Here is a 25,688-nt window from a genome sequence, read left to right on the forward strand (position 1 = left end):
GCCGGATGCTGAAAAATACCGTGGAGCGCGGGCGCAAGCCCGTATCCACGCGGCACGCATTATAGGACGGCGGCTGGCGCGGCGCCGGCAAGGGCGCTCATCGACGAGCGGCGTGCACTAAGCCGTCTCCGCGACCCACGCGTCGAACCACTCGCGCGGCTGCGCGATTTCGTTCTGCGTCGCCACGAGTTCGAGTTCATAGCGTCCGGCCAGCCAGGTCGCCTTCACGACCGCGTTCACGGCGGCGAGCGTGTGCTCGAAGGCAGAGCGGATCGAATCGCCGAGCAGCGTGCGCGCGACGAATACCGCGCTCGTCAGATCGCCGACGCCGACCGGCTGACGCGCGAACGGATAGAGCGGGCGCTGTCCCATCCATGCTTCGCGCTCGGTGACGACCAGCATGTTGAAGCGGTCGGCGAGACTGTTGCGATCGAGCAGATGCTTGACGAGCACGAGCTTCGGTCCGCGCGCGATCACCTCGCGGCACGCGGCCACCGCTTCCTCGAGCGTCTCGATCTCGCGGCCGACGAGGCGCTGCAATTCGATGTGATTCGGCGCGATCGCGTCGGCGACCCGCGGCATCTCGCGCACCAGGAATTCCTGGATGCCGGGCTCGACCTTGCAGCCGCCCGCGGCGCCCATCACCGGATCGCAGAAGTACCAGGCGCGCGGATTGGCGCCCTTCACCGCCCTGACGATTTCGATCACCGCCTGCGCCTGTTCGGTCGTGCCGAGATAGCCGGAGAGCACCGCGTCGCAGCGCGGCAGCATGCCGATCGCGCCGATGCCCTCGACGAGTTCTTCCATCTGCGAGGCGTCGATCGCGCTGCCGCTCCAGTGCCCGTATTGCGTGTGATTCGAGAACTGCACGGTGTTGAGCGGCCACACGTTGATGCCCAGCCGGCGCATCGGAAACTCGGCCGCGCTGTTGCCGGCGTGACCGAACACGACATGGGACTGAATGCTCAGAACGTTTTTCGTCATGGTAAGGCTCGCGCGACCGGTCCAGCGCGATCAACAAAGCGGGAAGAGAGGGCTCGCACGGGCGGGACGATGGCCCGGGCGCCGTGCGACAGACATGCCTGATACAGATGGTGCAGGAAAAACGCACAAACTGCATCGCCGGCAAGTCAGCCAACAATACAGGAGATTGACCGCCGCGAGTTGATCCGGCCCCGTGTTGTTGCGCCGAACCATCAAATGCGTGCGGAGATTAACGAAACCTGACAGTTTCGCGCGCAGCCGATGCTTCAGACCAGCTCGCGATACAAGGCCAGATAGCGTTCGGCCGACGCGCCCCAGCCGAAGTCCTCGTGCATCGCGCGCCGCTGCGTGGCCTTCCATTCGGTGTGGCGCCCGTAGAGCGCGAAGGCGCGCCGGATCGCCGCGGCGAGTCCCTTCGGATCGAAGCGTTCGAACACGAAGCCGGTCGCGAGATCGTCGGCCAGGTTTTCGAGCGATGCGTCGGCGACCGTATCCGCGAGACCGCCGACGCAGTGCACGAGCGGCAGCGACCCGTAGGCGAGCGCATAGAGCTGCGTGAGCCCGCACGGCTCGAAGCGCGACGGCACCGCAACCACGTCGCTGCCGGCGATGATCGTGTGCGCGAGCGCTTCGTCGAAGCCGAGCTCGACCGCGACCGATTCCGGATGCGCCTGCGCGACCATCCTGAGGCCGGTCTCGAGCGCCGGATCGCCGGTGCCGAACACGACCAGCTGGCCGCCGCGTTTGATGATCTCGGGCACCGCGCCGAGCAGCAGATCGAGGCCCTTCTGTTCGGTGAGCCGGCTGACGACGCCGAACAGCAGCGCGTCGCTTTTCTGCGCGAGGCCGAAGCGCTTTTGCAGCGCTTCCTTGCAGGCGAGCTTGCCGGCCAGCCGTGAGGCGCTGTAGTGCGTTGCGAGCAGCGGGTCGCTGGCGGGATTCCACACCGTATAGTCGACACCGTTGAGTATCCCGCTCAGATCGTGCGCGCGATGGCGCAGCAGCCCATCGAGCCCGCCGCCGTGCGCGAGCGTCTGGATTTCGCGCGCATAGTTCGGGCTGACGGTCGTGATGCGGTCGCTGTAGTAGAGCCCGGCCTTCAGGAACGACAGCTGTCCATAGAATTCGACACCGCGCATGTTGAAGAAATCGTGCGGCAGGCCAAGCACGCCGAACTGATGCGCGGGAAAAATCCCCTGGTACGCGAGGTTGTGGATCGTGAACACGCTGCGCGCCGGCGCGCGGCCGTGCTCGCGTTCGGCGGCCTTCAGATAGGCGGGCGCGAGCCCCGCGTGCCAGTCGTGCGCATGGACGATCTGCGGCGACCATGTGGGGTCCAGCTGCTGCGCGAGTTGCGCGGCGACCCAGCCGAGCAGCGCGAAACGCTGCGCGTTGTCGCCGTACGGCACGTGCGCATCGTTCAGATACGGGTTGCCGGGCCGGTCGTACAGCGACGCGGCGCGGATCACATAGACGGTGAGGCCGTTCGTCGGCAGCGTGCCGCGCTCGAGCGTCACGTTCGGCGTGCCGAAACGGCTTCCCGGTTGCGCGACCGTTTGCAGATCGCCGAGGCCGGCGAGCACCGCCGGAAAACCCGGCAGCAGCACCCGCACGTCGGCGCCGAGCTCGATCAGCGCGGACGGCAGCGCGCCCGCGACGTCGGCGAGACCGCCCGTTTTGAGGAGGGGATACAGCTCGCTTGCGACGTGCAGGGCGCGAATCGTCATAGGCCGGGTCTCGGTCGGGATGGCAGGGTTGTTCTAGCTCTAGCGAAGCGTTGCCGGCGGCTCTGCGCCGCCGGCACGGACACATGGCGGGCCAGCGCTACGTCTGCGGCTTGCGCAACGCCTCCTGAGTGACCAGCACGACGCCTTCGTCGGTGCGATAGAAGCGCTCGGCGTCGCGCGCCGGGTCTTCGCCGATCACCGTGCCTTCGGGAATCGTGCAGCCACGGTCGATTACCACCTTCTGCAGGCGGCAGCTCGCACCGACCATGACCTGCGGCAACAAGACTGCCTCATTGATGTTACAGAACGAACTCACTTTCACGTTCGACGACAACACCGAGCGCGAAATCTGCGAGCCCGAGATCACGCAGCCGCCGCAGACGATCAGATTGTTGCCCGAGCCCTGCAGCCCCTTCATGTCGCGCACGAACTTCGCGGGCGGCAACTGCTCCTGGTACGTCCAGATCGGCCATGTCTCGTCGTAGAGGTCGAGCGTCGGGATCGTCGAGGCGAGGTCGAGGTTCGCCGCCCAGTACGCGTCGATAGTGCCGACGTCGCGCCAGTACGGTTCGACGCTCGGGTCCGACGATACGCACGACATGCTGAAAGGATGCGCGATCGCGACGCCTTGTGTGACGACGCGCGGCAGGATGTCCTTGCCGAAGTCGTGATCGGTCTCGAGCGCGGCGATGTTCTCTTCGAGCAGCGTGTACAGGTAGTCGGCGTTGAACACGTAGATGCCCATGCTCGCGAGCGCCGTGTCCGGGCGGCCGGGCATGGCGGGAGGGTCGGCCGGCTTCTCGACGAAGCCGGTCACGCGGCGGTTTTCGTCCACTGCCATCACGCCGAACGCGACCGCGTCCATGCGCGGCACCTCGATGCAGCCGACCGTGCAGTCGGCGCCGCTGTCCGCGTGATCGGCGATCATGCGCGTGTAGTCCATCTTGTAGATGTGGTCGCCCGCGAGCACGACCACGTACTTCGGGCGGATCGAGCGGATGATGTCGAGGTTCTGGAACACCGCGTCGGCGGTGCCGCGATACCAGTGCGCGCCTTCGACGCGCTGCTGCGCGGGCCACAGGTCGATGAACTCGCCCATCTCGCCGCGCAGGAAGCTCCAGCCGCGCTGCAAATGACGCAGCAGCGAATGCGCCTTGTACTGCGTGACCACCGCGATGCGGCGGATGCCGGAGTTCAGGCAGTTGGACAGCGCGAAGTCGATGATCCGGTATTTGCCGCCGAAGTGCACCGCCGGCTTCACGCGCTTGTTGGTGAGCGGCCCGAGCCGGGTGCCGCGGCCGCCTGCGAGGACGATCGCGAGGGTGGTGCGCTGCAAGTCGTTCAGCCGTGCCGGAGTACTCATGGTTGTCTCCTTTTGACCGGAGTCAGCGCCTCCGTGCTTGCTCCGGTCCCATGCAAGATGGTTGCTCGATTGGTATACCCCCGGATGATCTGGTCGCTGGCTCTGCGCTGATGATTCGTGCTGCCTGGCAGTCGTGCCGCGTCGCCGCTTTTTCGCGGCGTGTTTTTTGGCGGACCCGTCAGTCAGTTCTAGCACCGATTCGACGCGAGCGAATAGTGTTTATTGAGCGGGCCGCGTGGCGGACCCTCCTCGAACGATCGGCTGTTAGCGCGCAATGATCGGTGCGGCGCAGCACATAGAGCACGAGGTCACTGCCGGACGTTGCGCAATCCAATTAGCGGCAATATGCATGCCACAACGCCGCAGCCACGCGCCGTGCCCCGTCATGCGCAACCGGCGCCAGAATTCGGCGGCGCGTCGTAGAATCGTGCGCTCCGAGCGTCGTCCGTTCCCTGTTGCGTTTTTTCCAGAACCTAGCGATGAAACTTCACCGCCCATTCCTGCATGCCCTGTCGAGTGTCTGCGCGGGTGCCGTGCTGTGCGCGGCGTCCGTCGCGGTGGCCGCCACGCCGGTGAGCGAGGCGAGCCCGGTTGCCGCGAGCGCCGCGTCCGCGTCTACGCTCGCCGACCCCGGCCCGGCCTACGGTCCCGAGCTGCAGGGCTTCAACTATCCGGCACCGGTCGGACGCTTCGACTTCACGTCGCAGGGCGTGCCTTTGCAGATGGCCTACATGGACGTGAAGCCGGCGAATGCGAACGGCAGGACCGTGGTGTTGCTGCACGGCAAGAATTTCTGCGCGGCGACGTGGGACACGACGATTCGCCGGTTGAGTGACGCCGGCTATCGGGTGATCGCACCGGATCAGATCGGCTTTTGCAAATCGAGCAAGCCCGAGCATTACCAGTACAGCTTCCAGCAGCTCGCGCGCAATACGCATGCGCTGCTCGAGTCGCTCGGCGTGAGCGACGTCACGGTGGTCGGCCACTCGACGGGCGGTATGCTCGCCATCCGCTATGCGCTGATGTATCCGCACGAAACGCAGCAACTCGTGCTCGTGAACCCGATCGGACTCGAGGACTGGAAGGCGAAGGGCGTGCCGTCGCTGTCGGTCGACCAGTGGTACCAGCGGGAGCTGAAGACAACCGCCGACGGCATCCGCCGCTACGAACAGGCGACCTATTACGCGGGGCAATGGCGCGCCGATTACGAACCGTGGGTGCAGATGCTCGCGGGCATGTATCGCGGGCCGGGCAAGCAGATCGTCGCGTGGAATTCAGCGCTGCTGTACGACATGATTTACACGCAGCCCGTTTTTTATGAGCTGGGGCAGCTCGGCATGCCGACGCTGCTGCTCATCGGTCAGAAGGACATCGCCGCGATCGGCAAGGATGCGGCGCCGCCCGAGGTGCGCGCGAAGCTCGGCCATTACCCGGAGCTGGGTAGGGCGGCCGCGAAGGCGATTCCGCATGCGACGCTCGTCGAATTCCCTGAGCTCGGACACGCGCCGCAGATGCAGGACCCGGACGCGTTTCACAAGGCTCTGCTCGATGGGCTGGCGGCGGTGCCGGCGAATCGTTGAGCGTTCTAACGGCTTTCTGTCCCGTCACCGTACTCCTGCGTCGTAGTCGGTAACAACGCGACATTCACTTGCGGCATAGATTCAACATGCTCGCATTCGCACCTGAATCGTGAATAAGTTAAAAGCGATATTTTATTTTTATACCAATCGCTTTACGTACATGTTCAGGCTGCGCTACAGTCCCGACTGGAGAGCCGCCTTTACTCAATATCGCATCACCACTGCGACCAATCCGCATCCATTCGAAATCACTCTCGACGCTTACATTGGAATATGCTTTTGGCCGCACTTCGAGTGCAAACCGTGCGCCGATTGCAGCTTTAGTCGACAGATTGGCCTGGTCAAATACCTGATTATCGAAGTTCACTTCGAGATGCTCGGGGGAAGACACGACGAGCAAGCCTGTCAGATAGATATCTGACCATGATGCCTGCAAAACACGTGTTTGCGCTCCAGCCAGAAAACGCCAGGAGTTGTATTCTTCCTCCATCCCCAGTGTAGTGCCTCGCCCCAGAATATCCCGCTTCCAATAGTCCCATTCAGTACCCGCAAGGAGTAGCACTGCATCGGAAACATATCGCCCCACCTCGGTCGTCATGCGAAACTGTCTGGTTCTCGTGTCCGTAGAAAACGTTGTTCCGCTTTGAGTTTGACCGTCATAGACAAGATTGCCTCCGTAAATTTCACCGCCCAGGGTGACAAGCCAGTCTCCGCGTCGATAATTAGCCTTGAATTCAAGGCCGGGAAGGAAGCCGTGCTCCTTTACTAGCGGTTTTCCGTTGGTGTCGATTTCTTCCGTGGTTGCGTACCGAACTCCCCCTGCACCGTAAAATTCCCACTGTGCATAGGCTGATTTGCCAGTAACTAATCCGGTGATCAAAACGATAAATAAGACAAATTGCCGCATGGAGTGCAAAGAATATGTGTTTATCCGACGGAAACCAATAAAAAATGGGCGCGTAAACGCGCCCATTAATAATTACCCTTTGCTTAGATTCGGCTGTTCAAATCCGCCCAGGTAGTATTGATTGTTTGATCAATGACCCCATCGCCATTGCTATCGATATCGATTCTGACATTGGTGCTGTCAATTGCGGTAAGCGTGGCAGTGCTGTTATTTGCTGCAGTTACCGTCATCGATCCAACCGACGGGTTCGCTCCGCTAACAGCCTGGAACGCCGTGGTGGTCTTCACGGTGTAGTTGACGCTACCAAGCGCGGGCGAACTGCCGGTCAACGTAAAGTTTGCACTGGATGTGTTAGTGCTGCCACTGATTGAACCGTTAAAGCTATAGGCCGTCAGCGTACGGCTAATGACGGTTCCACCGCTCTGCGTCAGGTTCATCTGGAGTGACGATCCGCTCACAACAGCAGTGGCGTCTTGAGAATCAGTTTGGTTGTAGCCCAGTGACATATCACCGTTGGCACCGATAGTGACGCCACCGCTTTGCAATGTCAGATTGGTGTAGTTAAGGGTGAGTGTGGCACTCCATGCCGTGCTGGAACCAATCGTGCCGGAGATGTTGCTAAATCCATATGCGAGCTGGCCATTTATTACCTCGCCATTTTCCGAGCAATTAGTGGCGGTAATCGTCATACTATCGCCGTTGCTGACTATCCCCGGAGTCGCTTCGGTAACGGATACCGAAATTGTCCCTCCACTTGCACATGAAGCTGAGCTCCCAGTCGTTACACCGGCTACGAGGTTATTGACCGGCTGTACACCAAGGCCTTTATAAAGCTGCGAAAGCGAGGCTGAGATCAGGCCAGCAGTTGGGGTCTCTATCGACACACCGGCTGCCAGCGATGCTCCGGTACTGCTTTGAGTACCTAAGTCCTGCACCCCGGAATACGCATATGCCACAGCATCCTGAGCGTTAGTGGTGGTAATAACGCCTGTAGCAGCGGAATTTGAATTGGAGCTTGAATTTGACGCCGAAGTACCGCCGCCTCCGCCGCCACACGCAACCAATAAGCAAGCACTGAACAAACCAGCAAAGACGCTTTTCGTAAAGCCGACTGACATTAGTTTTATCCTTTTATTCGAAGAATATTATGGTGCTGCGGCGACCGACCAACCCCGGGCGATCCCTCACGATTCTACCAGTTTGTTTCAGAATTGTAACGGTTTGTAAGTGTTCGCATCAATCCTGGAAGAGAATCGCGCATCGCATCTCGTACTGCTCAAAGCGGTTCACGGATAGTGGCGGGTTTTACGTCTCTGGCGGGTCGATTTATCTCTTATGCATATTCACTGCAATCAGAGATTGATCAGGGTCTGCTTCGGACAGGCTGTCGTCGGCCATTTCCGACAACCGCTGGCGAACGCACGCGGACGCTCGAACTGCCGCTCAGTGTTCGCCAACTGACCTTCGACGGATCTCTCGATTTCTTCTGCATCCAACGCTACTTTCGAAGCATTAAAGCCCAACTTTCTCGGCGCTCGACCATCAGATGGCTAACCGCTTCGGCTCTTCAAAATCCGGGACGATATCGCGATCGCGCCGATCCTTGCCTTTAATCGATGCCAGCAGGGATGCAAGGACGATCAAGCCACCACCGATTGACGCAAGCACAGACACCCTTTCCCCAAGCCATACGCTCGCAAACAAGGCGCCAAAGACGGGCTCGCTGCCCATCAGCAGCGCGACGCGTGTTGGAGTGCTACGACTGACCGCGTAGTTCTGCACGAAGAATGCGAACAACGTGCAGCCCACGACCAGATAAATGACGATCATCCAAAACCGCTCGTACCCGGCGAATGCAGGCAAGGGCTGCCATTCCGATCTCGCGACGGTCAGAGCGAGCAAGGCGCAACCGAACGCCACAACGCCGGATTGCACGGCCGTCATCGCTAGTGGAGAAACGGTGTTGACCTGCATGACGCGCTTCGTTGCGCACACGTTGATCGCGCGTAACAGTGCGGCAAGCACCACCAGCCCATCGCCGGGCGTGAAATGGAATCGGCCGCCCCCGAGCAGAAAAGCGCCCAGCAGGGAAAGTCCAGCTGCCACCCATTCGACGCCGCGCGGCGTGCGTCTGAGCCATGCCCATTCGACCAGCGGCGTCATCACAACGCACAGACTGATCAGAAACGCGGCATTCGACGCGCTCGTTATCCGCACGCCGAACGTTTCAGCCAGAAAAATTCCGAACAGTACGCACCCGGCGCCGACGATCCTAACCCACTGAGAACGCGACAATCCGCGCATCGACCACAGGGATGGAGACAGCAGCACGAACGTGAGGCCGAAGCGCAATGCGAGAAGTCCCAACACCGGATAGACGAGCAATGCGCTTTTCACGACGGCATAGCTCGTTCCCCAGATGAAAGCCACAACAAGGAGTAACAAATCGGCAGATGTGCTGGACCGGACGCGCATGACGAACCTCCCATAACGGAAAGGCCCTCATTGTCCGACGATGCGTTGAAGGCGATAATCCGGTCAACGAGAATATGTTTTGTGCGTTCAGCGCACAAATAGCCCTGCTACGACCATGACACCGACCGAACTTCTCCCGTTGTTGCCGGATCTCGCCACCTTCGCGCAGGTGGTCGAGGCCGGTAACTTCTCATCGGCAGCCCGTCAGCTTGGCACCACACCTTCGACGATCAGCAGGCAAGTGCAGCGGCTCGAACGGGCACTGGGCACGCGACTGTTCGAACGCTCGACCCGACGCATCCGGCTGACGGAGTCCGGCATGCAGGTCCATCGCCACTGCCGGGACATGATGGACGCGGCGTCCGGAGCCGTCGATGCGGCAAGCCAGCTGACGTCGCAACCGCGCGGCCGGGTCAGCATCAGCGCTCCGATTTCGCTTGCGAAAAGCCTGATTCACCCGAAGATTCCAGGCTTCTTGCGTACCTACCAGGAAGTTGCGGTACAGGTCGTATTCGACGACCGGGATATCGATCCGATCCGCGATCACGTCGATCTTGTTGTGCGGCCCACGCCGACACCGCCGCAAGGCCTCGCGGCGAGACAACTCGGCACTGTGCGATGGGTGCCGTGCGCCTCGCCAGGCTATCTGCGTGCACGAGGCACGCCCGTCGTTCCAAACGATCTTGCACAGCATGATTGTCTCTATCTCGGAGATACTCCAGACGACAACCGGTGGACTTTCCGGCAAGGCAACCACACACAGACCATTGAAGTCAGAGGCCGCTATATAGCGAACGATGTGAGTGCACGGCGTGAGGCCGCGCTGGAGGATTGGGGCGTGGCAAGCCTGCCGGAGTTTGCCGTAGGGGACGATCTCCGTGCCGGCAGGCTGGTACAGGTACTGCCCGAATGGCTGTTCGAGCCACGCGCCTACAGTGGACCTGTCTGGCTGCTGTATCCGCCGAACCGGCTCCTGCCGCCGAAAGTGCGAGCGTTAATTGACTGGCTAGTGGAACAGTCCGGTTGCTAATTGAGCCGAGCCTGCCCGCGATCTGGCCGCCTGCATGGCCGATTTACATTGGAAGCGGCCCTTGTGGTGAAGCCGGGCCGAACGGCAGGAGCGGGTCGAAGAGCGACCAACGTCATTCACTTTCAGCGCAAGCACTACAGGGTGCCCACCAAATCCACAAACGAACTCGAATTCGGGCACTGGCGCGATGCGCAACAAGGCGTCACTGCGGAGCCGTACAATCGGCGGCGTCTATAACAACCGCCCGCGCATACCTGGACGCAGGGCCGGTTTAGAACCACGAGACCCGCGCATGACCAGTTACCTTTACGACGAGCAGACCTTCGACTCGCCCGCAGCCTTTCAGCCGGTTGCGCTGACCGCCGGGAACGGTCACAACGAACGCTGGCTGCAAGAGCGGATTTTTGAGCTACCTCCGCTGCTACCCATGACCGAGATGTTCGGCCACGGCGAGAGCTTCGTGCCGCTCTGCCGCGAGCTTCCACTGCGTTATGGCTCGTCGAGCGTCTTCCTGGACATCCTGGGCGTTTCCGCTACCGGCCGACTCGTGCTCGTCGAATGCAAGTTGTGGCGCAACCCCGAAGCTCGCCGCGAGGTCATTGCGCAGTTGTTCGAATATGCATCGTTGCTTTCCGAGTGGACGTATTCCGACCTGGAAGCGCGTCTCAAGAGGGCCCGTGGCCTGGCTGGCGAAAATCCCATATTCGCCGCGGTCAAAGCCGTGCATCCCGAACTCGACGAGGGAGCGTTCGTCGACTCTGTGAATCGGTCGCTCGAGCGCGGTGACTTCCTTTGCGCCATCGCAGGCGACGGCATTCGTAGCGACTTGCAGTCGTTGCGCCGGTTGCTCGCCGCGCAGGGCGGTGTGCTGTCTCAACTCGCGCTCGTCGAAATCCGCACGTATCGCGATGCGGTTGGGCGCACGCTTCTCATGCCGACCGTCCCGTTGCACACCGAAGTCGTGCAACGCGAGGTGCTCGTGCGCCCCGACGGCGCGCCGCTTGAGCGCACAACTTCGCTTGACGAAGTGGCACCGGCGCAGGAGTCCACGGCTCAAACGAAGGCCGTTAGCGCATCAAAGCTTCTGAATCGCGCGTTCTGGGACAAATTCATTGAGCAGGTGAAGTTCGACCACCCCGACCAAACGCCACCGCGACACGGCGGGAACAACTTCGTCCGAATGGATCTACCGGGCCCCGTGCAAGGGCTGGTCGCCTACCGGGAGCAGCCGAAGACGGCGGGCCTCTTCGTCAAGTTCCTGGGCGCGGACGGGCGGGAAGCGTTGCAAGCGCTCATTGAGGACCAGGCTGCGCTAGAACAGGAAGTCGGCCAGCCGATTCGATTCAAAGTCAACGAAGGACAGGATGCGGAGCGGGTAGCGGGACTCCTCGGCGTTCAGCTCGAAGCGAAGAAAGATGGGGCTGCCCGAGATGCCGAGCAGCTCGCATGGCTGCTGCGCACCTGCAACGCCCTGGTGAACGTACTTCGGCTCCGCCTAGGCGGTACGGGCAACTAAAGCCTGACCTCCTTGGTAGATAGGCAAGTCGATGTCCGCGGTCGGCCACGAAGCGTCATTCGCCGGTACGTTCGGTCGGACACTCAGACGTCGGCTCCGCTCTGCATACGGTCATTGGGCTCGGAAAGCCGACTACGGCCGATCGCACGAATTTGCGCCGCCGTGACGGTCCCCTTTGCAGCCTCTTTCAATCATTCTGGCTCAGGCGTTGCCCCGTCCGGGGCCTTTGTTGGCGCTTCGTCCTTGACCAGTCTGGGGGTGAACCGCTCCGTCAGGAGCGGTCCAAGGATCGAAGTAACAACCAGCAACACCAGCACTGCGTTTAGCATCTTCGCGTCCAGCAACCGTATTCCGGCTGCATTGAACGTTTTATAGCCGACCTACGAGGCCGCAAGCGTGGCCGCAACCTGCGGTAACGTCAGCGCCACCATCTCCAGCTTCGCCTGACGTGAGTAGCCAAATGCACGCCCCGCGAGAAGCGCAGCGATTCCCTTTCCCAAGATCAGGGAACCGATGAGGCCTGCAACCAGCCAAAAGTGCGTCCAGACAGCATGCTCGAATGCGATGGGTGCGATCAGGAAGCCGGTAACAATGAAGAAGACCGGGATGAACAGGGTCTTGCCAACGAATTCCAGCTTCTCCTTCGCGGAGTGTTTGCCGACCGCCGCATTGACTGACAATCCGGCCAGAAAGGCGCCGACAATGCCTGGCAGTTGGATCAGATTTGAGAGCATGCCAGCCACCGCCATGATGCCAAGCATTGTGATGAAATAGCCTTGCTCGTTGTCGCGCAGCTTGCTCAGGCCCCAAGCGCCCACACGGCTGCCGCCGAACAGGATCAGTGGCACGAAAATGGCGACCTCAGCAATTTGCACGGCGAGGCCAGATGGCGAGAAGCCGGTCGTGTAGATTGACACGCAAATTGCAAACACGATTAGGGACAGCATGTCCGATACGAGAGTGGCGCCGATCGTGACGACGACCGGTTCCAGCCCCACGGCGCCAAGGCGCGTGACGATCGGCAAACTGATCAAGGTGTGCGATGCGAGCAGCGAGCCGATGACGATAGCGGGAACAATTGGATAGCCGAACGCCAGACCCAATGCGGTGCCGATCACTTGCGGCATCATGGTAGTAACTATTCCGAATGCGATCGACCGAGTCCGTGTTCGCCGAAACAGATCGATGTCGATTTCAAGCCCGGCCGTGAACATCAGCATCAGCACCCCGAGGTCCGCGAAGAACTGCGCAACCGGATGGTTCCGCGCGAAGACATCGAACCCGTAAGGTCCTAGAAGGACCCCGAAAATGAGCAGCACAATGAGTTCTGGAATTCTGAGACGCCGTGCAAGCGTGGGAGCGCCGACAACAACTACCGTTAATATCGCGAGCTTTGCTAGGGACGGCAGCGCCAGCAAGGCGGACCTTAACGCATCAAACCATTGCATCGTCTTTTCCTCCCCAAACGGGCCGCGACGGATCGTCCACGGAAGTTCAAGGTCGCGACTCGTCTGATATGCATGGATTCGACCCTCGCCCAGTTTTATCAGCTTAGGTCGCACGGCAAAAAAATCAGCCAAAAACTCGGTTCCGGTGGCGCTTCAGAGATTCTGCGCTCGCTGCGCGGATACCCTGTGATTAGGAAACGTATCCAACAATCCCTGGGATGGACATGGCATCTGCATAGCGTCTGATCAGGCAGCACTCCAGCGCCGTGCTACTACCGGTGCTCGCTGCAATTCTCGTGATTTCGTCGGTGAAGGTTTGGCGTCATAGTTGACGGCAACGCGCACGCCTGCAACTCCGCCGAATGTTCGCGATCAGTTCCAAAGCGGACGTTGTCCTGTATCGACCTCAATGCCCGCTCCGGGTCGGCATGCGCCTTTCCCCCAAATCCGCGAAGAAGCTTCCTGGCCCTTCGCGGATTTCGAGGGAGACCACTTGCGGACAGGCTGTAGTCGGCCTAAAGGCGACGTACACTCAAATCGATCGATTCCCAGGTCGTCGGAGCCCACGTTATGGTCGCCCAACTCAATCACACCATTGTCTGGTGCTCGAACCAGAGCGCCTCCTCCAGGTTTCTGGCAGAAATGCTGGGCCGGCCCGCGCCGACTCGCTTCGGCCACTTCGACGTCGTCGAGCTGGACAACGGCGTCTCGCTCGACTTTGCCGAAGTTGAGGCCAAGATCCAGCCGCAGCACTACGCCTTCCTGATCAGCGAAGCGGATTTCGATGCCGTCTTCACCCGCATCAAGGATCGCGGACTGGAATTCTGGGCCGATCCGAGGGGTAGCCGCCCGGGCGAGATCAACCACAACGATGGCGGGCGCGGCGTCTATTTTCGCGATCCTGACGGCCACTACCTCGAAGTGATCACCCGGCCGTACGGCAGCGGCGCGTGAGGGAGCTTCTGCCATCTGCCGCAGAGCGACCCGCAATCCATACATTCCAATGACATCGTTGAACATTGTGGGTCGCCGAATGCGCGCTTTCGTATTAAAGGCGTACGGTGGCCCAGAGTGCGCGAGTCTGGAAGATGTTCCCGTGCCCACTCCCGCTTCACGGCAACTTCTCGTCGGTGTTCGCGCCGCGGGCCTGAACCCTGTGGACTTCAAGACGCGCAGGGGTGGCCTGCGAGTTGTACAGCGTTACCGGCTACCCGTTGTACTCGGTAACGAGCTGTCAGGGAAGGTCATTGCGTGTGGCGACCAGGTGCGTCGGTTTCGCGTCGGCGACCGCGTGTTCGCATGCGTTGCCAGGGCCAGAATGGGCGCGTTCGCCCAGTTCGCAATCGTCGAGGAAGACCACGCGGCCGTGATACCCGCGAGCATCGACTTTGCAACTGCCGCGGCGATTCCGGTTGCCGGGCTCACCGCGCTGCAGGCGCTGCGCGATGAATTGCATGTCTCGAAAGGACAGCGGATATTCATCTCCGCAGGCGCTGGCGGCGTAGGCACTTTCGCCATACAGCTTGCCAGGCACCTCGGTGCCCAGGTTGCAACGACCGCGTCGCCGCGTGGAGAAGCACTCGTTCGACGGCTTGGCGCCGACCTCGTCATCGACTACACGCGGGAGCAGCCCGCATCGGTTCTCTCGGGATTCGACGGTGCATTCGACCTGCTAGGCGGCGACACACTCAAACAGGCATTCGGCATTGTCCGGCCGGGCGCCACCGTCGTTTCTGTCGCGGGAATACCTGAACCGGGTTCAGCGTCGAAAGACCTGGGACGCGGTCCAGGGTTGCAGGCGCTGTTCTGGATTGCAAGCTTTTCGCTGAGACGCTGCGCGGGCCAGTACGGAGCGCGCTACCGCTTTCTTTTCATGCATCCGAGCGGCGCTGACCTATCCGAACTTGGCCGCCTTGTTGACGCCAAGACACTCAAGGTGGTTATCGACGGCGTGTATTCGTTTGAGCACATCGCCGACGCCATGGCCAAGCTCGAATCGGGACGTGCCAAAGGCAAGATCGTCGTCACGATGCCAGACGTCCCGGCAGGTTAGGACGCAGACGCGTTTCATAGGGCTCTGCTCGATGGGCTGGCGGCGGTGCCGACGAATCACATGGGGAACCGCTGTGCCCCGAAAGCGACCTTCGAAACACCTACGAGTGCGCTCTCACCCAGAAGAGTCGGCCGCGTCCAGCGAGTTCCGCGACCGGCTGCGGTGGGGGCCTGCGGATCGAACTCGAATCGGCATTGTCAATGGTCAGCAATGTCGTGATTCTGAAGTTGCCCAGGCAGGCGCGTGCTAGCTGCTATTGCCCGTTCTGATCCGACGCTCGCGCCTTCGAGTCGCTTACTGGAGCGATGATGCCGAAGAGCCCGTTTGTCTCCTTGTTAGGACCTGCCGAGAAGTACAGCGTGTCCGGACTCGAATTGCGGCCGCCACCAAGTGTCAGAGTCCACAGGCCGTCGATAGCAAGTGGATTGCCGGACTCATTCTCCAGTTGATCGACGAACCTGCCGTCATTGTCAAAGACATTGATTCGGCCATTGCCGAAATTGCCAATCAGGATCTTGCCGCTGAAGCGCCCGAACGCAAACGATGCGCGCGTGATGCCCCACGGCGAGTCGAGCGGTCCCTGGCTCGCAAAGCGGCGCAGCAGGTGTCCGTCGGTATCGAATACATCGACGAATCCATGACCGCGGCCTGCAACGTCGTCGTGCTTCTTATCGTCCTGCTTCGCATAGGTGACGAAAAGGTCTCCATCGATGTTCGCGATACCAAACGGCGCGTAGCCGGCCGGGATGTTCGGGTCGACGAAGCCACCATCCGTCCTCGCGGGCATAAACAGGCCGTTCGAACCGTTCGGCCCAAATACATCGATCTGACCCGAGCGGAAGTTCGTCGCAAACAGGAATCCTCCTTTCGCATTCACTCCGAAGACTAACCCCTTGTAGACGGCCCCGTTAACGGCGGAGGGATTGGACGAGTTATCGACCGCCATCACGGCGTTGTTCGGCGGAGTCAACCCGCCAGCCCAGGCGGACATCGTGCCGTCTTCGGTGGCGAAGATGAATATGGCTGGGATCTTGGTACCTGGCACGAGAAAGGCCGATGAAGGATTCCATACGATCCCGGTTGGCGCCGCGGGCGTGGGATTCGGTGGATTGTTAGGATAGACGGGACGACACGCGCCGGCCGGTATGACGTTGCCTGGTAGCGGGATGGAGACCTGCAGCGGCACCTTTGTCCCCTCGCCGTCATACAGCGTGGAGCAGCCCGTGGCATTGTCGTTGATCCAGAATGGACTTCCTGCCGGACTAAAGGCAATACCCCAGGCGTTCTGCAATACCCCGTCGACTTTCGGGGCAGCGCCCGCCACGTTGGACACGAGTGGTTTGACGACGTAAGCATCGTCTGCAACGGCATGCCCGATTGTGAAACTGGCGGCGAGGACAGTCACGGCCGCCGCTTTGAGACCCCACGATATCTGAGACATAGCTTCCCTCCTAGTCTGACTGGCGAGAAATCGCCGCAGGCTAAACGACCGCTGTGCTTCAAATATTCCCGCTCGACTCCAGAATAATCCGCTGGTCACCCGGTCGAATGGCGCGATAGGGGGCGGCCTCGGCCCTTCGACCCGATTCATCGTTCCGCGAGGGATCTTGCCGTTACGCTCCGTATCGCTACGTCGCCGTCGGCTGCGGCGCCGGCACGCGCTGCGAGCGAGCATGGTTCGCTGGTTGCGCGGCCACGTCGACTTGTCCATGAATGCGCGCTTGATGAGCGTCCGCGAACATGTAGTACGGGAAAGGGTGGGGCGGCTCGGAGGCCGCGTCGAGCCGGTCAACCAGTTCGGGCGCCAGCGTGAAATCGAGGGCTCCGAGCGACTCCTCGAGTTGCGCCGCCTTCGTCGCGCCCACGATGATGCTCGCGACTCCGCGTTTCTGATACAGCCAGTTCAGCGCCACCTGGGCCATCGGCCGGTTCGCAAGGCGTGCGACCGCCTCCAACTCCGCGACGATCGCGAAGTTGCGCGCCGAAAGCTTGTCGAATCCGGGCGGCGGCTTGTCGCCGACGGTCTGCAGGCGGCCGCTGCCCGTGACGTCGGTCGGACGTTGTGCGCCCTGTGACGGACGGTATTTGCCCGACAGCACACCCATGCCGAGCGGGCTCCACGCCACGAGCCCCATCCCGAGGCTCGTCGCGAGGTCGGCGAACTCGTGTTCCACGTTGCGCTCGATCATCGAGTACTCCACCTGCATCGCCGCGACCGGTTCGAAGCCGCGCCAGTCCGCGAGCGTCTGCGCGCGACCGGCATACCACGCGGGCACGTCGGAAAGCCCGACGTAGCGGATCTTGCCCGCGCGCACGGCGTCATCCATCGCGCGCATCACTTCGTCAGCGGGCGTCATACGGTCCCATGTGTGCAGGTAGTAGAGGTCGATGTAATCGGTGCCGAGCCGCCTGAGCGAGCCTTCGAGCGCGCGCAGCAGGTTCTTGCGATGGTTGCCGCCCGCGTTCGGGTTGCCCGGCTGCGCGTTGTACGAGTATTTCGTCGCGATCACGAGCCGCTCGCGCAGTCCACGCGCCGCCGTGAACCGGCCGACCCATTGTTCGCTCGTGCCTTCGGTGTAGAGGTCGGCCGTGTCGATGAAGTTGCCGCCTGCGTCGACGTACAGGTCGAAAAGCTGCCGCGCGGCCGCTTCGTCGGCGCCCCAACCCCATTCGGTGCCGAACGTCATCGTGCCGAGCGAGATCGGGCTCACGCGCAGGCCGGAGCGGCCGAGCAGGGTGTAGTGGTCGAGCGTCATGGCTGTCTCCTTTGGAGGTGGGCGAGCGATGGCTTCATCGTGCGCCAGTTCTTTTTGTGGAAAAATCGGCTTCACCTGAAAGCACTGTGAAGCAACGCTTCACAACGGAGGCGCTATGGACGCATCCTGCTTGCCTGCGCTGTTGGCCGTCGCGGCGGTCGCACGACACGGCAGCTTCACGCGCGCCGCGAGGGCCGCGGGCATGTCGACATCGGCTCTTTCGCAGAGCGTGCGCGCGCTCGAGGTGCGACTAGGCGTGCGCCTCTTCAATCGGACGACGCGTCGCGTCGTCCTGACCGAAGCCGGTGCGCAATTCCTTGCGCGTGTGCAACCGGCGCTTGCCGAGATCGACGCTGCTTTCGATGCGCTGGACGAAACGCGCGGCCTGCCGGCGGGTACGTTGCGCATCAACCTGTCGCGCATCGCGAGCGAGTTGCTGGTGATGCCGCATGTCAGTGAGTTCTTGCAGCGCTATCCGCAGATCCGGCTGGAACTCGCGCTCGACGACGGCTTCGCCGATCTGGTGAGTGAAGGGTTCGATGCGGGCATCCGGCTGGGCGAGAGTCTTGCGCCCGGGATGGTCGCGGTGGCGCTGGGCGGGCCGATAAGGCTTGCGGTCGTCGGGTCGCCGGATTACTTCGCGCGCCATCCTCCGCCTGCGACGCCTGATGACCTCGTGGCGCACGACTGCCTGCATTACCGCTTCGCGACGGGCGGGGTGTATCGATGGGAGTTCGTGCGACCGGACGAGCCCCAGCGCGTGTTCGACGTGATCACGCAAGGCCGTCTGGTCACCAACGACCTGAGAACGATGGTGCAGGCCGCGGAACGGGGCGTCGGCTTGCTGCATGTGATCGACGATTACGTGCGTGCGCAACTGGACGAAGGGCGGCTCGTGCCGGTGCTTCAAATGTGGTGTCCTTCGTTTCCGGGCTTCTACCTTTATACGGCGGGACGCGCGCAGATGCCCGCGAAGCTGCGGGCGCTAATCGACTTTCTGAGGGAGAAGCGAGAGGGCGTAAGTTTCAGCCTGACCCCTGGAATTTAGACGTCCCTTTGTTGCCGTACGTCGCAAGGCCGCTTTCAGCAAGCACCGCGGTCAACGAATTACGCAGCAGTTCGACTGGCCGCATCAGCCGGCCCGGCAGCGAGCCGTGCACGAACCACACCTCGGCACCAGTGCGGAAATCGACGGCGTCGATCACCTGCAGCGCGTCGCGATAAGCTGAACGCTCCAGTATGTCGGGCGTAGCGACACCGAGGCCCAGACCGCGCGACACCAGCGATAGTTGCAGCTCCGAACCAAATGCTTCGACCGCGACGTTAAACGGTAAGCCGGCCGCGTCCAATGCTCGGCTCAACGTCGAGCGCATCCCGCAGCCGTTCTGGTTGAGTACCCACACGTATCTGGCCAGATCGGCAAGCGTGACTGGCGTGTCGGGCAGGCCTAGCGACCGCGGTGCGACGATCACGGTGGGCTGGAACGCGAGGGCGGTCGCGCGCAACGTGTCGGGTGGTATGAAGTTCGAAGGCATCAGTACCACCGATGCATCCAGCGCCCCCCGTTCAACGCTTTGAACGAGGCTTGGCGACCAGCCAGCCGTGACGCGCAAGGTGAGCCGCGGAAACGCGCTGCGTAAATGGTCGACCGGCTTTTCCAGCGCCACGTCAGCCAGAAACGGCGGCATGCCCATTCTCAGCTCGCCGCACGGATCGCTGTCGGGTGAGGCCACCGAGAGGAGATCGTCGACCGCGCTCAACACTGAGCGGGCGAGGGCATAGACCTCGTTGCCCGTGGCGGTCGGCTTGAGCGGTTTGCTCTGGCGATCGAGCAGTTCAGCGCCAAGCGTTGTTTCGAGGTTCTGTACACGCCGCGTCAGACCGGGCTGCGTCAGATGAAGACGTTCCGCGGCGCGCACCATGGAGCCGCCCTCGACGACTGCAACGAACGCCTCGAGATCACGTGTGTTCAAAGCAAACTCGCATAATTACTATACGTATATTTCAATTGTCGCATATTTGGCGTGTGGCTACGATGGGTCGTATTCAGTCTTCTGAGCCCATTTCGATGAATCCCTCTGCCCAAACGCGCGCCAACACAACTGCAGCCGTTTGCGCCGAATGCCCTGACGCGCCTACCCTCACGCCGCTGCTCACTGCCTTCTTCGCGATCGCAGTCGGCCTGATCGTGATGAACCTGTTTGCCGCGCAACCGCTGACCGGCGCGATCAGCCGCAGTCTGCATCTTGCGCCGCAGTTCGCGGGATTGACGGCGATGCTGCCGCAGTTCGGTTATGCGGCCGGTCTGGTACTCCTCGTGCCGCTTTGCGATCTGCTGGAAAACCGCCGCCTGATCGTGAGCATGCTGGTGTGCTGCGCCGTCGTCCTCGCAATCGCGATGTTCACCGGTTCACGCGGCGTGTTCCTGGCCGCGTTATTCGCTGCCGGTGCGGCATCGAGCGTGATTCAGATGCTGGTGCCGATGGCTGCGTCGATGGCGCCGGATAGTCACCGCGGACGCGCAGTCGGCAATGTGATGAGCGGCGTGATGCTTGGCATCGTGTTGTCGCGACCTGCCGCCAGTCTGATCGCCGGAACGATCGGCTGGCGCGCGTTCTATGGACTTGCCGCGGGGATCGACGCTCTGCTTGCCGTCGTGATTCGCGTGCAGTTGCCGGCGCGCGTCCCGTCAGTTTCGACACGCTATTCGACGTTACTGCGCTCCCTCTGGACGCTGCTGCGCGACGAACGCGTGCTGCAACGCAGTGCCGCCTCGGCCGCGCTGGTGATGGGCGCGTTCAGCGCATTCTGGACCGCTATCGGGCTGCGGCTTGTACAGCCGCCGTTCAGTTTCGGAATGAACGGCATTGCGCTGTTCGCGCTGACCGGCGCAGCGGGCGCGATCGTCACGCCGCTCGCGGGACGCGCGGGCGATCGCGGCTCGGGCCGGCGAACATTGTTTGTCGGGCACGTGACGATGCTCCTTGCGCTCGTCGTAATCGGTGTCGCGGGCGCCGGATGGGGCGGGTTTTCAGCGAGCGCGCATCCGCGGCTGGCTATCGCGATGCTGGCGGCCGGAGTCGCTGCGCTCGACGCCGGCGTCGTCACCGATCAGACGCTGGGCCGCCGCGCGATCAACCTGATCAATCCGGCAGCGCGCGGCAGACTGAACGGGTTATTCGTCGGCGTGTTTTTTGTAGGCGGAGCACTCGGCGCGGTGTTGTCAGGCGCGATGTGGGCGTGGGCGGACTGGAGCGGTGTATGCGCGGTGGGCTTCGTTTTCACAGGCCTTGCATTCGTGGTCGGGTTAGGCGGCGCAGCTTAGAAGACGTGGACGGCGTCACCTCTAGCGTACGGCTTCGAAGTCGGCTTCGGCGGCCTTAAGCTCACGCTCCGCTTCGCGCCATGCGGCGTGCGCGGCGCGGAATTCCGCCAGTGCCTCCGGGTTGCCGCGCCGCATCACCACTACATCCGCGCGGTATTTCCACAGTAGGGCAGCGCGAGCGGCTTTTTCGGCCAAGGCAAGGCGTGCCTCGATAGGTGCGAACATGATTAACCCCTTACAGGTCGTCGTAAAACCTGGCGTGTTCCTCGCCGTCGATTACGCCCGCTTCGAGCACTCGCCTCATTGCATCGTCAAGCGGCGCGCATTTGCGTCCCTCGGCTCCGGTCGTAAGGGCTGCGAAAAGTCGGCTTTCGTCGTGTGCATGTCAAGTTCCTTTGGCGTGCCCGATAAGCGCGTGGCGAGCCCACGCCTGACGGATGTTCATCGCAACGATCACAAGCACGGGAAAGAGTGTCACGATGTAGATGGCGGCTTTCATGTCGTTCCCCTTACTGGCGCGGCCTAAGCCACTTCTAGTGCGTGTCGCGCACTTTCCGCACGTTGAACAAGCCATACAAGCCCATTGCGGCCTCCACGTCCTCCTTCGTCATATCCGCGTAGGGATGGGCGGGCCGATAGGCTCCGGCAGGTTCTGCGGGTTTCTCCAGCTCGTAATACGGCGCGTGCTCGTACCGCTCGTGTTCGGGTTTCATGGCCTGCTCCTTCTTTCTTTCGTTTGCCCTTCATTCGTTGGACCGTGGCCGACTCCGTCAACTCCCGGCGAGTTGAGTTAATTGGTGCGGTTGGTTGTCGCGGTCACGCAAAAGAAAACCGCTCGTGGGCGGTCTTGTTGGTTGATACAGCCAGAAACGGCTTCTACAGGCGGGCCGCGATATCGGTTGTCGTTTCCCGGAAGTATCGGGCGATCAGTATTTCAACGCTCGTATATCCTGATCTCTTGCATTGCACTTGTACGGGAACCCGCTATAACGGCGCGCATCACTTTGCGGACGCACGTTGATCCGTCGCTCCGGTACGCATCCGCGCGCCTCGGCTGCACCTGCGGCAAGGCGATCAGGGCGATTGCTGCCTGATCACCAAGAAATGTTGGACGCCAAACATGCGCCGTAAGGAAAGACAGTCCACAACCCTTCAACCGCCTATAAATAACGTGGCTTGAAAGAGGTTGGCGTCTGCAAGATCAGCACGATGGAGACTTTGTCTGTCCTCGCCAGGAGAACACGACCAATACGAGAACGCCTCGTCTGTTGGATATGCCTTCAACGACAAGCGCTTCGTCGGCCATGTCTTCCATTTACGTGACACTTTGAGTGTTTCTACTTTGTAGCGGTGTTCCAAGCAATGGAGCCGGTGTCGATTCGACATCTCCGCCCAGCGCGCTTTGTCAGCTAGAAAGCTGAAGCGGACCGTTCGACTAAACGAAAACATGGAGTTCTCATGACTAAGCTAAGTAATAAGGTTGCCCTTGTGACGGGCGGGTCAAGGGGCATCGGCGCTGCCATTGCCAAGAGATTGGCCGCAGACGGCGCGCGCGTGGCGATTACTTTCTCCAAGGGCAGCGATGCGGCTGACAACGTAGTCAAAGCCATACAAAGCGCGGGCGGACAAGCGATTGCGATCCAGGCAGATGCAGCGAAGCCGGAAGCAATCAACCATGCGGTGCAGCAGACGATTGCCGCATTCGATGGCCTGGACATTCTGGTCAATAATGCAGGGACGGCGATTCCAAAACCCTTCGAAGAGACGACTCTGGAGGAATTGGATCACGTCATCAACCTTAATATTCGGGGCGTGTTTCTGACAACGCAAGCAGCCCTCAAGCATCTGAAGGCCGGCGGCCGCATCATCAATATTGGCTCGTGCGTGGGAGAGCGAATGGTGACTCCGGGCCTGGTCCCCTATTCCGCGACGAAGGCGGCCATACGGATGTTCACGCAGGGCCTATCACGAGAAGTTGGCGAACGAGGTATCACGGTCAACAATATTCAACCTGGCCCAATCGACACGGATCTCAACCCTGCGGCGGGTGATTGGGCAACCCCTCAATTGGCGATGACCGCGCTCAAGAGATACGGGCAGGTCGATGAAATTGCGTCAATTGTTGCTTTTATTGCTAGCGACGAAGCAGCGTACATCACCGGAGCGAATCTTACGATCGACGGCGGCACGAATGCCTAGCGTTAGGATTGACTCTCGGCGATGAGGCGGAAAAATGGGACTTTCGTTGTCAACGGGCACGGAAAGTGGCCTTCGACCGCCATGGTCCCACCACGCACACGGCCGAGGCGACAACAGCCCGAGGTGTTGGAAACTGCGTGTTCCAGGTGGACGTCTTTGGGTTCCGTTGAGCTTACGGCCGGCCGAATCGGCTGGCAGCAAGCTGCCTGTGCAACAAGTATCAACGAAAGCGGAACGGACTATCTATATCGGGTCGGTAAGCGCCTTTTCCCGAAAATCTTCGATGAACCCAAACTATTGCACCAACTGCTGAATCCGCACCGAACGGCTGCCCGTGAAAAGCCGGCGTCGATGACCGGCGCGCTCAGTTAGCCGCCGTTGAGCCGCTTACCGCGAAATCTTCATTTGCGCACGTCGATTTCTCCGACGATCATTCGTCGTAGTCACAGGAGGCGCCTTTGCCTCCAAACAATAACGTCTACAAAGGAGAAACCCGAATGCGTGTAATGGTCATCATCAAGGCAACCCCCGAATCCGAGGCTGGGCAAATGCCAGGCATGGAACTCATCGCGGCGATGGGCAAATATAACGAAGAACTCGTGAAGGCTGGGATCATGCAAGGCGGCGACGGGCTGAAGCCGAGTTCGGCAGGCGTACGCGTGAGGTTTTCAGGGAAGAACCGTACCGTCGTCGACGGCCCGTTTGCCGAGGTCAAGGAATTGATCGCCGGGTATTGGCTCTGGCAAGTTCAATCGATGGACGAAGCGATTGAATGGGTCAAGCGTTGCCCGAATCCGATGGTGAGTGATTCAGAGATCGAGATTCGGCCTTTCTTTGAGCCTGCGGACTTTGGTGAGGCCTTTACTCCTGAGCTTCAAGAGGAGGAAAAGCGGCTACGACAGCAGATTGACGGGCAGACGCGCTGACTTTTCATCGCCGTCAGTCTGCCGAGGGCGCGGTTGGTGTGAGATGCCGGGCCGGTGCGTTCGGCCTGGTGCAGATCGGTGCAAAAGAGGAGGGCGGCTCACCATGAGCCGCCCTCTTTTTGTGCGTTGCCGTGCCGGCCGGTCGATTCGCTAATCGCCTATTTGCCCGCCATCAATTCATCGCGCACCTGCGCGCCGATCTCGAACGAGCGCAGCCGCGCTTCGTGATCGTAAATCTGCGCGGTCAGCATCAACTCGTTCGCGCCAGTCTGCTCGATGATCGATTGCAGACCTTCGCGGATCGCGTCGCGATCGCCGAGCACCGTGCAGGCGAGCGCGCGTGCGACGTTATTCAGCTCCATCTCCGATGCGTCGAGCCGCTCGACCGGCGGCTGCAATTGCCCCGGCGTGCCGCGCCGCAGATTGATGAACTGCTGCTGCAGCGAGGTGAAAAGACGTGCGGCTTCGTCGTTCGTGTCGGCGGCGAACAGATTGACGCCGACCATCGCATAGGGTTTCGCTAGCGTCGCGGACGGCCGGAACTGCGAGCGATACACCTGCAGCGCGCTCATCATGTAATCGGGCGCGAAGTGCGACGCGAACGCGAACGGCAGCCCGAGCGCCGCGGCCAGTTGCGCGCTGTAAAGCGACGAGCCGAGCAGCCACAGCGGCACCTGCAGGCCCGCGCCCGGCACCGCGCGAATACGCTGGCCCGCGACCGGTTCCGCGAAATAACGTTGCAGCTCGACGACGTCGTCGGGGAAGGTTTCGGCGCTCGCCTGCAGATCGCGGCGCAGCGCGCGGGCGGTGGTCTGATCGGTACCGGGCGCGCGGCCGAGGCCGAGATCGATCCGCCCCGGATACAGCGACGCGAGCGTGCCGAACTGTTCGGCGATCACGAGCGGCGCATGGTTCGGCAGCATGATGCCGCCGGAGCCGACGCGAATCGTCTTCGTGCCGCCTGCCACGTAGCCGATCACGACGGAGGTCGCCGCGCTCGCGATGCCAGTCATATTGTGATGCTCGGCGAGCCAGTAGCGCTTGTAGTTCAACCTTTCCGCGTGCTGCGCGAGTGACAGTGTGTTCCTGAACGCGTCCGCTGGCGTGGCGCCCGCGGTGACCGGTGAAAGATCGAGAACCGAGAAGGGGATCATTGTGTGTTGATTGCAGTGGGCGGCGCTTTCGCGCGATGGGGCATTGTGGCAAAGCGGCGGCTTTTCTGCTGGCGGCGCGGCGATGTCCATATCGGCCGAAGGGTCTGTGGGGAGCGCGAGGCGATGATTCGTGGCGCGGAAATTGCACTTGCTGGCGTGTTCGCGCGGCGGTGTTTCGCATTCGCCTTGCGCGGGTATAAGCAATCCAGCGAGTGACCGTGCGCCGATCCGCATTCGAGAGTACG

Annotated in this window: 23 protein-coding genes; 10 read left to right on the top strand and 13 right to left on the bottom strand. The window is 61.4% G+C overall.

The features are described 5' to 3' along the window. Nucleotides 1-117: 117 nt before the first annotated feature. From pdxY to glgC, 3 genes are all read right to left on the bottom strand, one after another. Entirely contained in the window at nucleotides 118-984 is an 867-nt protein-coding gene (gene pdxY, locus L0U81_RS05630) for a pyridoxal kinase PdxY (RefSeq protein WP_233800690.1), read from the bottom strand. Nucleotides 985-1,250: 266 nt separating this feature from the next. Further along, nucleotides 1,251-2,711, bottom strand: a complete 1,461-nt coding sequence (gene glgA, locus L0U81_RS05635) for a glycogen synthase GlgA (protein WP_233800692.1) — start codon at nucleotides 2,709-2,711, stop codon at nucleotides 1,251-1,253. Nucleotides 2,712-2,808: 97 nt separating this feature from the next. Further along, nucleotides 2,809-4,074 carry a glucose-1-phosphate adenylyltransferase gene (gene glgC, locus L0U81_RS05640; RefSeq protein ID WP_233800694.1) on the bottom strand — a complete coding sequence of 422 codons (1,266 nt, stop codon included), beginning with the start codon at nucleotides 4,072-4,074 and terminating at the stop codon, nucleotides 2,809-2,811. A 479-nt stretch (nucleotides 4,075-4,553) separates the two neighbouring features. On the opposite strand from glgC, the gene L0U81_RS05645 reads away from it, so the two are divergent. Beyond that, nucleotides 4,554-5,654, top strand: coding sequence for an alpha/beta fold hydrolase (locus tag L0U81_RS05645; RefSeq protein WP_233800696.1), 1,101 nt, complete (start codon nucleotides 4,554-4,556; stop codon nucleotides 5,652-5,654). A gap of 118 nt (nucleotides 5,655-5,772) precedes the next feature. Here the strand turns inward: L0U81_RS05645 and L0U81_RS05650 are convergent, their stop codons facing one another. The 3 genes from L0U81_RS05650 to L0U81_RS05660 form a co-directional block, all read right to left on the bottom strand. After that, the gene (locus tag L0U81_RS05650; RefSeq protein ID WP_233800698.1) at nucleotides 5,773-6,627 is read right to left on the bottom strand and encodes a hypothetical protein; all 855 of its coding nucleotides are present in this window, start codon (nucleotides 6,625-6,627) and stop codon (nucleotides 5,773-5,775) included. Nucleotides 6,628-6,644: 17 nt separating this feature from the next. Next, nucleotides 6,645-7,679, bottom strand: a complete 1,035-nt coding sequence (locus L0U81_RS05655) for a hypothetical protein (protein WP_233800700.1) — start codon at nucleotides 7,677-7,679, stop codon at nucleotides 6,645-6,647. A 424-nt stretch (nucleotides 7,680-8,103) separates the two neighbouring features. Further along, a complete protein-coding gene (locus tag L0U81_RS05660; protein WP_233800702.1) occupies nucleotides 8,104-9,036 on the bottom strand; it encodes a DMT family transporter in 933 nt (310 codons plus the stop codon). 115 nt (nucleotides 9,037-9,151) lie between these two features. On the opposite strand from L0U81_RS05660, the gene L0U81_RS05665 reads away from it, so the two are divergent. Beyond that, complete coding sequence (locus L0U81_RS05665) at nucleotides 9,152-10,066, top strand: LysR family transcriptional regulator (RefSeq protein WP_233800704.1); 915 nt, start codon at nucleotides 9,152-9,154, stop codon at nucleotides 10,064-10,066. Between the two features lie 292 nt (nucleotides 10,067-10,358). Then, nucleotides 10,359-11,582 carry a hypothetical protein gene (locus L0U81_RS05670; protein ID WP_233800706.1) on the top strand — a complete coding sequence of 408 codons (1,224 nt, stop codon included), beginning with the start codon at nucleotides 10,359-10,361 and terminating at the stop codon, nucleotides 11,580-11,582. A 380-nt stretch (nucleotides 11,583-11,962) separates the two neighbouring features. On the opposite strand, the gene L0U81_RS05675 is transcribed toward L0U81_RS05670, so the two are convergent. Further along, nucleotides 11,963-13,030, bottom strand: a complete 1,068-nt coding sequence (locus L0U81_RS05675; RefSeq protein ID WP_233800707.1) for a cation:proton antiporter — start codon at nucleotides 13,028-13,030, stop codon at nucleotides 11,963-11,965. A gap of 570 nt (nucleotides 13,031-13,600) precedes the next feature. Between L0U81_RS05675 and L0U81_RS05680 the strand changes: the two genes are divergently transcribed. Beyond that, complete coding sequence (locus L0U81_RS05680) at nucleotides 13,601-13,984, top strand: VOC family protein (protein WP_233800709.1); 384 nt, start codon at nucleotides 13,601-13,603, stop codon at nucleotides 13,982-13,984. Between the two features lie 79 nt (nucleotides 13,985-14,063). Continuing rightward, nucleotides 14,064-15,083, top strand: coding sequence for an NADP-dependent oxidoreductase (locus L0U81_RS05685; protein WP_442793415.1), 1,020 nt, complete (start codon nucleotides 14,064-14,066; stop codon nucleotides 15,081-15,083). Nucleotides 15,084-15,336: 253 nt separating this feature from the next. Here L0U81_RS05685 and L0U81_RS05690 read toward each other — a convergent pair whose 3' ends face one another. Both L0U81_RS05690 and L0U81_RS05695 read right to left on the bottom strand, forming a co-directional pair. Further along, a complete protein-coding gene (locus tag L0U81_RS05690; RefSeq protein ID WP_233800713.1) occupies nucleotides 15,337-16,524 on the bottom strand; it encodes a TIGR03118 family protein in 1,188 nt (395 codons plus the stop codon). Nucleotides 16,525-16,711: 187 nt separating this feature from the next. Continuing rightward, on the bottom strand, nucleotides 16,712-17,839 hold the full coding sequence (locus L0U81_RS05695; protein WP_233800715.1) for an aldo/keto reductase: 1,128 nt from the start codon (nucleotides 17,837-17,839) through the stop codon (nucleotides 16,712-16,714). A gap of 115 nt (nucleotides 17,840-17,954) precedes the next feature. Between L0U81_RS05695 and L0U81_RS05700 the strand changes: the two genes are divergently transcribed. After that, nucleotides 17,955-18,887, top strand: a complete 933-nt coding sequence (locus L0U81_RS05700; protein WP_233800717.1) for a LysR family transcriptional regulator — start codon at nucleotides 17,955-17,957, stop codon at nucleotides 18,885-18,887. On the opposite strand, the gene L0U81_RS05705 is transcribed toward L0U81_RS05700, so the two are convergent. After that, entirely contained in the window at nucleotides 18,865-19,812 is a 948-nt protein-coding gene (locus tag L0U81_RS05705; protein ID WP_233800719.1) for a LysR family transcriptional regulator, read from the bottom strand. The two genes, L0U81_RS05700 and L0U81_RS05705, sit on opposite strands and share 23 nt — an antisense overlap. 95 nt (nucleotides 19,813-19,907) lie before the next feature. Between L0U81_RS05705 and L0U81_RS05710 the strand changes: the two genes are divergently transcribed. Beyond that, nucleotides 19,908-21,164, top strand: coding sequence for an MFS transporter (locus tag L0U81_RS05710; RefSeq protein ID WP_233800721.1), 1,257 nt, complete (start codon nucleotides 19,908-19,910; stop codon nucleotides 21,162-21,164). Between the two features lie 21 nt (nucleotides 21,165-21,185). Here L0U81_RS05710 and L0U81_RS05715 read toward each other — a convergent pair whose 3' ends face one another. Beyond that, entirely contained in the window at nucleotides 21,186-21,389 is a 204-nt protein-coding gene (locus L0U81_RS05715; protein WP_233800723.1) for a hypothetical protein, read from the bottom strand. On the opposite strand from L0U81_RS05715, the gene L0U81_RS05720 reads away from it, so the two are divergent. After that, nucleotides 21,388-21,690, top strand: a complete 303-nt coding sequence (locus tag L0U81_RS05720) for a hypothetical protein (protein WP_233800725.1) — start codon at nucleotides 21,388-21,390, stop codon at nucleotides 21,688-21,690. The genes L0U81_RS05715 and L0U81_RS05720 overlap by 2 nt on opposite strands. 7 nt (nucleotides 21,691-21,697) lie before the next feature. Here L0U81_RS05720 and L0U81_RS05725 read toward each other — a convergent pair whose 3' ends face one another. After that, nucleotides 21,698-21,877, bottom strand: coding sequence for a hypothetical protein (locus tag L0U81_RS05725; RefSeq protein WP_233800727.1), 180 nt, complete (start codon nucleotides 21,875-21,877; stop codon nucleotides 21,698-21,700). A gap of 745 nt (nucleotides 21,878-22,622) precedes the next feature. On the opposite strand from L0U81_RS05725, the gene L0U81_RS05730 reads away from it, so the two are divergent. Continuing rightward, nucleotides 22,623-23,363 (top strand): SDR family NAD(P)-dependent oxidoreductase, encoded by a 741-nt coding sequence (locus tag L0U81_RS05730; protein WP_233800728.1) that lies wholly within the window; start codon nucleotides 22,623-22,625, stop codon nucleotides 23,361-23,363. Between the two features lie 497 nt (nucleotides 23,364-23,860). After that, nucleotides 23,861-24,289 carry a YciI family protein gene (locus L0U81_RS05735; RefSeq protein ID WP_233800730.1) on the top strand — a complete coding sequence of 143 codons (429 nt, stop codon included), beginning with the start codon at nucleotides 23,861-23,863 and terminating at the stop codon, nucleotides 24,287-24,289. Nucleotides 24,290-24,447: 158 nt separating this feature from the next. Here L0U81_RS05735 and L0U81_RS05740 read toward each other — a convergent pair whose 3' ends face one another. Then, on the bottom strand, nucleotides 24,448-25,443 hold the full coding sequence (locus tag L0U81_RS05740) for an LLM class flavin-dependent oxidoreductase (protein WP_233800732.1): 996 nt from the start codon (nucleotides 25,441-25,443) through the stop codon (nucleotides 24,448-24,450). Nucleotides 25,444-25,688: the final 245 nt, after the last annotated feature.

The sequence above is a fragment of the Paraburkholderia sp. HP33-1 genome (assembly GCF_021390595.1).
GTDB lineage: Bacteria > Pseudomonadota > Gammaproteobacteria > Burkholderiales > Burkholderiaceae > Paraburkholderia.

Excerpts from the sequence above, each read along its gene's own strand:
- L0U81_RS05695 (WP_233800715.1), bottom strand. The coding sequence starts at position 17,839 with ATGACGCTCGACCACTACACCCTGCTCGGCCGCTCCGGCCTGCGCGTG.
- L0U81_RS05660 (WP_233800702.1), bottom strand. The coding sequence starts at position 9,036 with ATGCGCGTCCGGTCCAGCACATCTGCCGATTTGTTACTCCTTGTTGTG.
- L0U81_RS05735 (WP_233800730.1), top strand. The coding sequence starts at position 23,861 with ATGCGTGTAATGGTCATCATCAAGGCAACCCCCGAATCCGAGGCTGGG.
- L0U81_RS05710 (WP_233800721.1), top strand. The coding sequence starts at position 19,908 with ATGAATCCCTCTGCCCAAACGCGCGCCAACACAACTGCAGCCGTTTGC.
- L0U81_RS05730 (WP_233800728.1), top strand. The coding sequence starts at position 22,623 with ATGACTAAGCTAAGTAATAAGGTTGCCCTTGTGACGGGCGGGTCAAGG.
- L0U81_RS05665 (WP_233800704.1), top strand. The coding sequence starts at position 9,152 with ATGACACCGACCGAACTTCTCCCGTTGTTGCCGGATCTCGCCACCTTC.
- L0U81_RS05725 (WP_233800727.1), bottom strand. The coding sequence starts at position 21,877 with ATGAAACCCGAACACGAGCGGTACGAGCACGCGCCGTATTACGAGCTG.
- L0U81_RS05680 (WP_233800709.1), top strand. The coding sequence starts at position 13,601 with ATGGTCGCCCAACTCAATCACACCATTGTCTGGTGCTCGAACCAGAGC.
- L0U81_RS05645 (WP_233800696.1), top strand. The coding sequence starts at position 4,554 with ATGAAACTTCACCGCCCATTCCTGCATGCCCTGTCGAGTGTCTGCGCG.
- L0U81_RS05715 (WP_233800723.1), bottom strand. The coding sequence starts at position 21,389 with ATGTTCGCACCTATCGAGGCACGCCTTGCCTTGGCCGAAAAAGCCGCT.
- L0U81_RS05720 (WP_233800725.1), top strand. The coding sequence starts at position 21,388 with ATGATTAACCCCTTACAGGTCGTCGTAAAACCTGGCGTGTTCCTCGCC.
- L0U81_RS05670 (WP_233800706.1), top strand. The coding sequence starts at position 10,359 with ATGACCAGTTACCTTTACGACGAGCAGACCTTCGACTCGCCCGCAGCC.
- L0U81_RS05740 (WP_233800732.1), bottom strand. The coding sequence starts at position 25,443 with ATGATCCCCTTCTCGGTTCTCGATCTTTCACCGGTCACCGCGGGCGCC.
- L0U81_RS05675 (WP_233800707.1), bottom strand. The coding sequence starts at position 13,030 with ATGCAATGGTTTGATGCGTTAAGGTCCGCCTTGCTGGCGCTGCCGTCC.
- L0U81_RS05655 (WP_233800700.1), bottom strand. The coding sequence starts at position 7,679 with ATGTCAGTCGGCTTTACGAAAAGCGTCTTTGCTGGTTTGTTCAGTGCT.
- pdxY (WP_233800690.1), bottom strand. The coding sequence starts at position 984 with ATGACGAAAAACGTTCTGAGCATTCAGTCCCATGTCGTGTTCGGTCAC.
- L0U81_RS05700 (WP_233800717.1), top strand. The coding sequence starts at position 17,955 with ATGGACGCATCCTGCTTGCCTGCGCTGTTGGCCGTCGCGGCGGTCGCA.
- L0U81_RS05650 (WP_233800698.1), bottom strand. The coding sequence starts at position 6,627 with ATGGGCGCGTTTACGCGCCCATTTTTTATTGGTTTCCGTCGGATAAAC.
- glgA (WP_233800692.1), bottom strand. The coding sequence starts at position 2,711 with ATGACGATTCGCGCCCTGCACGTCGCAAGCGAGCTGTATCCCCTCCTC.
- glgC (WP_233800694.1), bottom strand. The coding sequence starts at position 4,074 with ATGAGTACTCCGGCACGGCTGAACGACTTGCAGCGCACCACCCTCGCG.
- L0U81_RS05685 (WP_442793415.1), top strand. The coding sequence starts at position 14,064 with ATGCGCGCTTTCGTATTAAAGGCGTACGGTGGCCCAGAGTGCGCGAGT.
- L0U81_RS05690 (WP_233800713.1), bottom strand. The coding sequence starts at position 16,524 with ATGTCTCAGATATCGTGGGGTCTCAAAGCGGCGGCCGTGACTGTCCTC.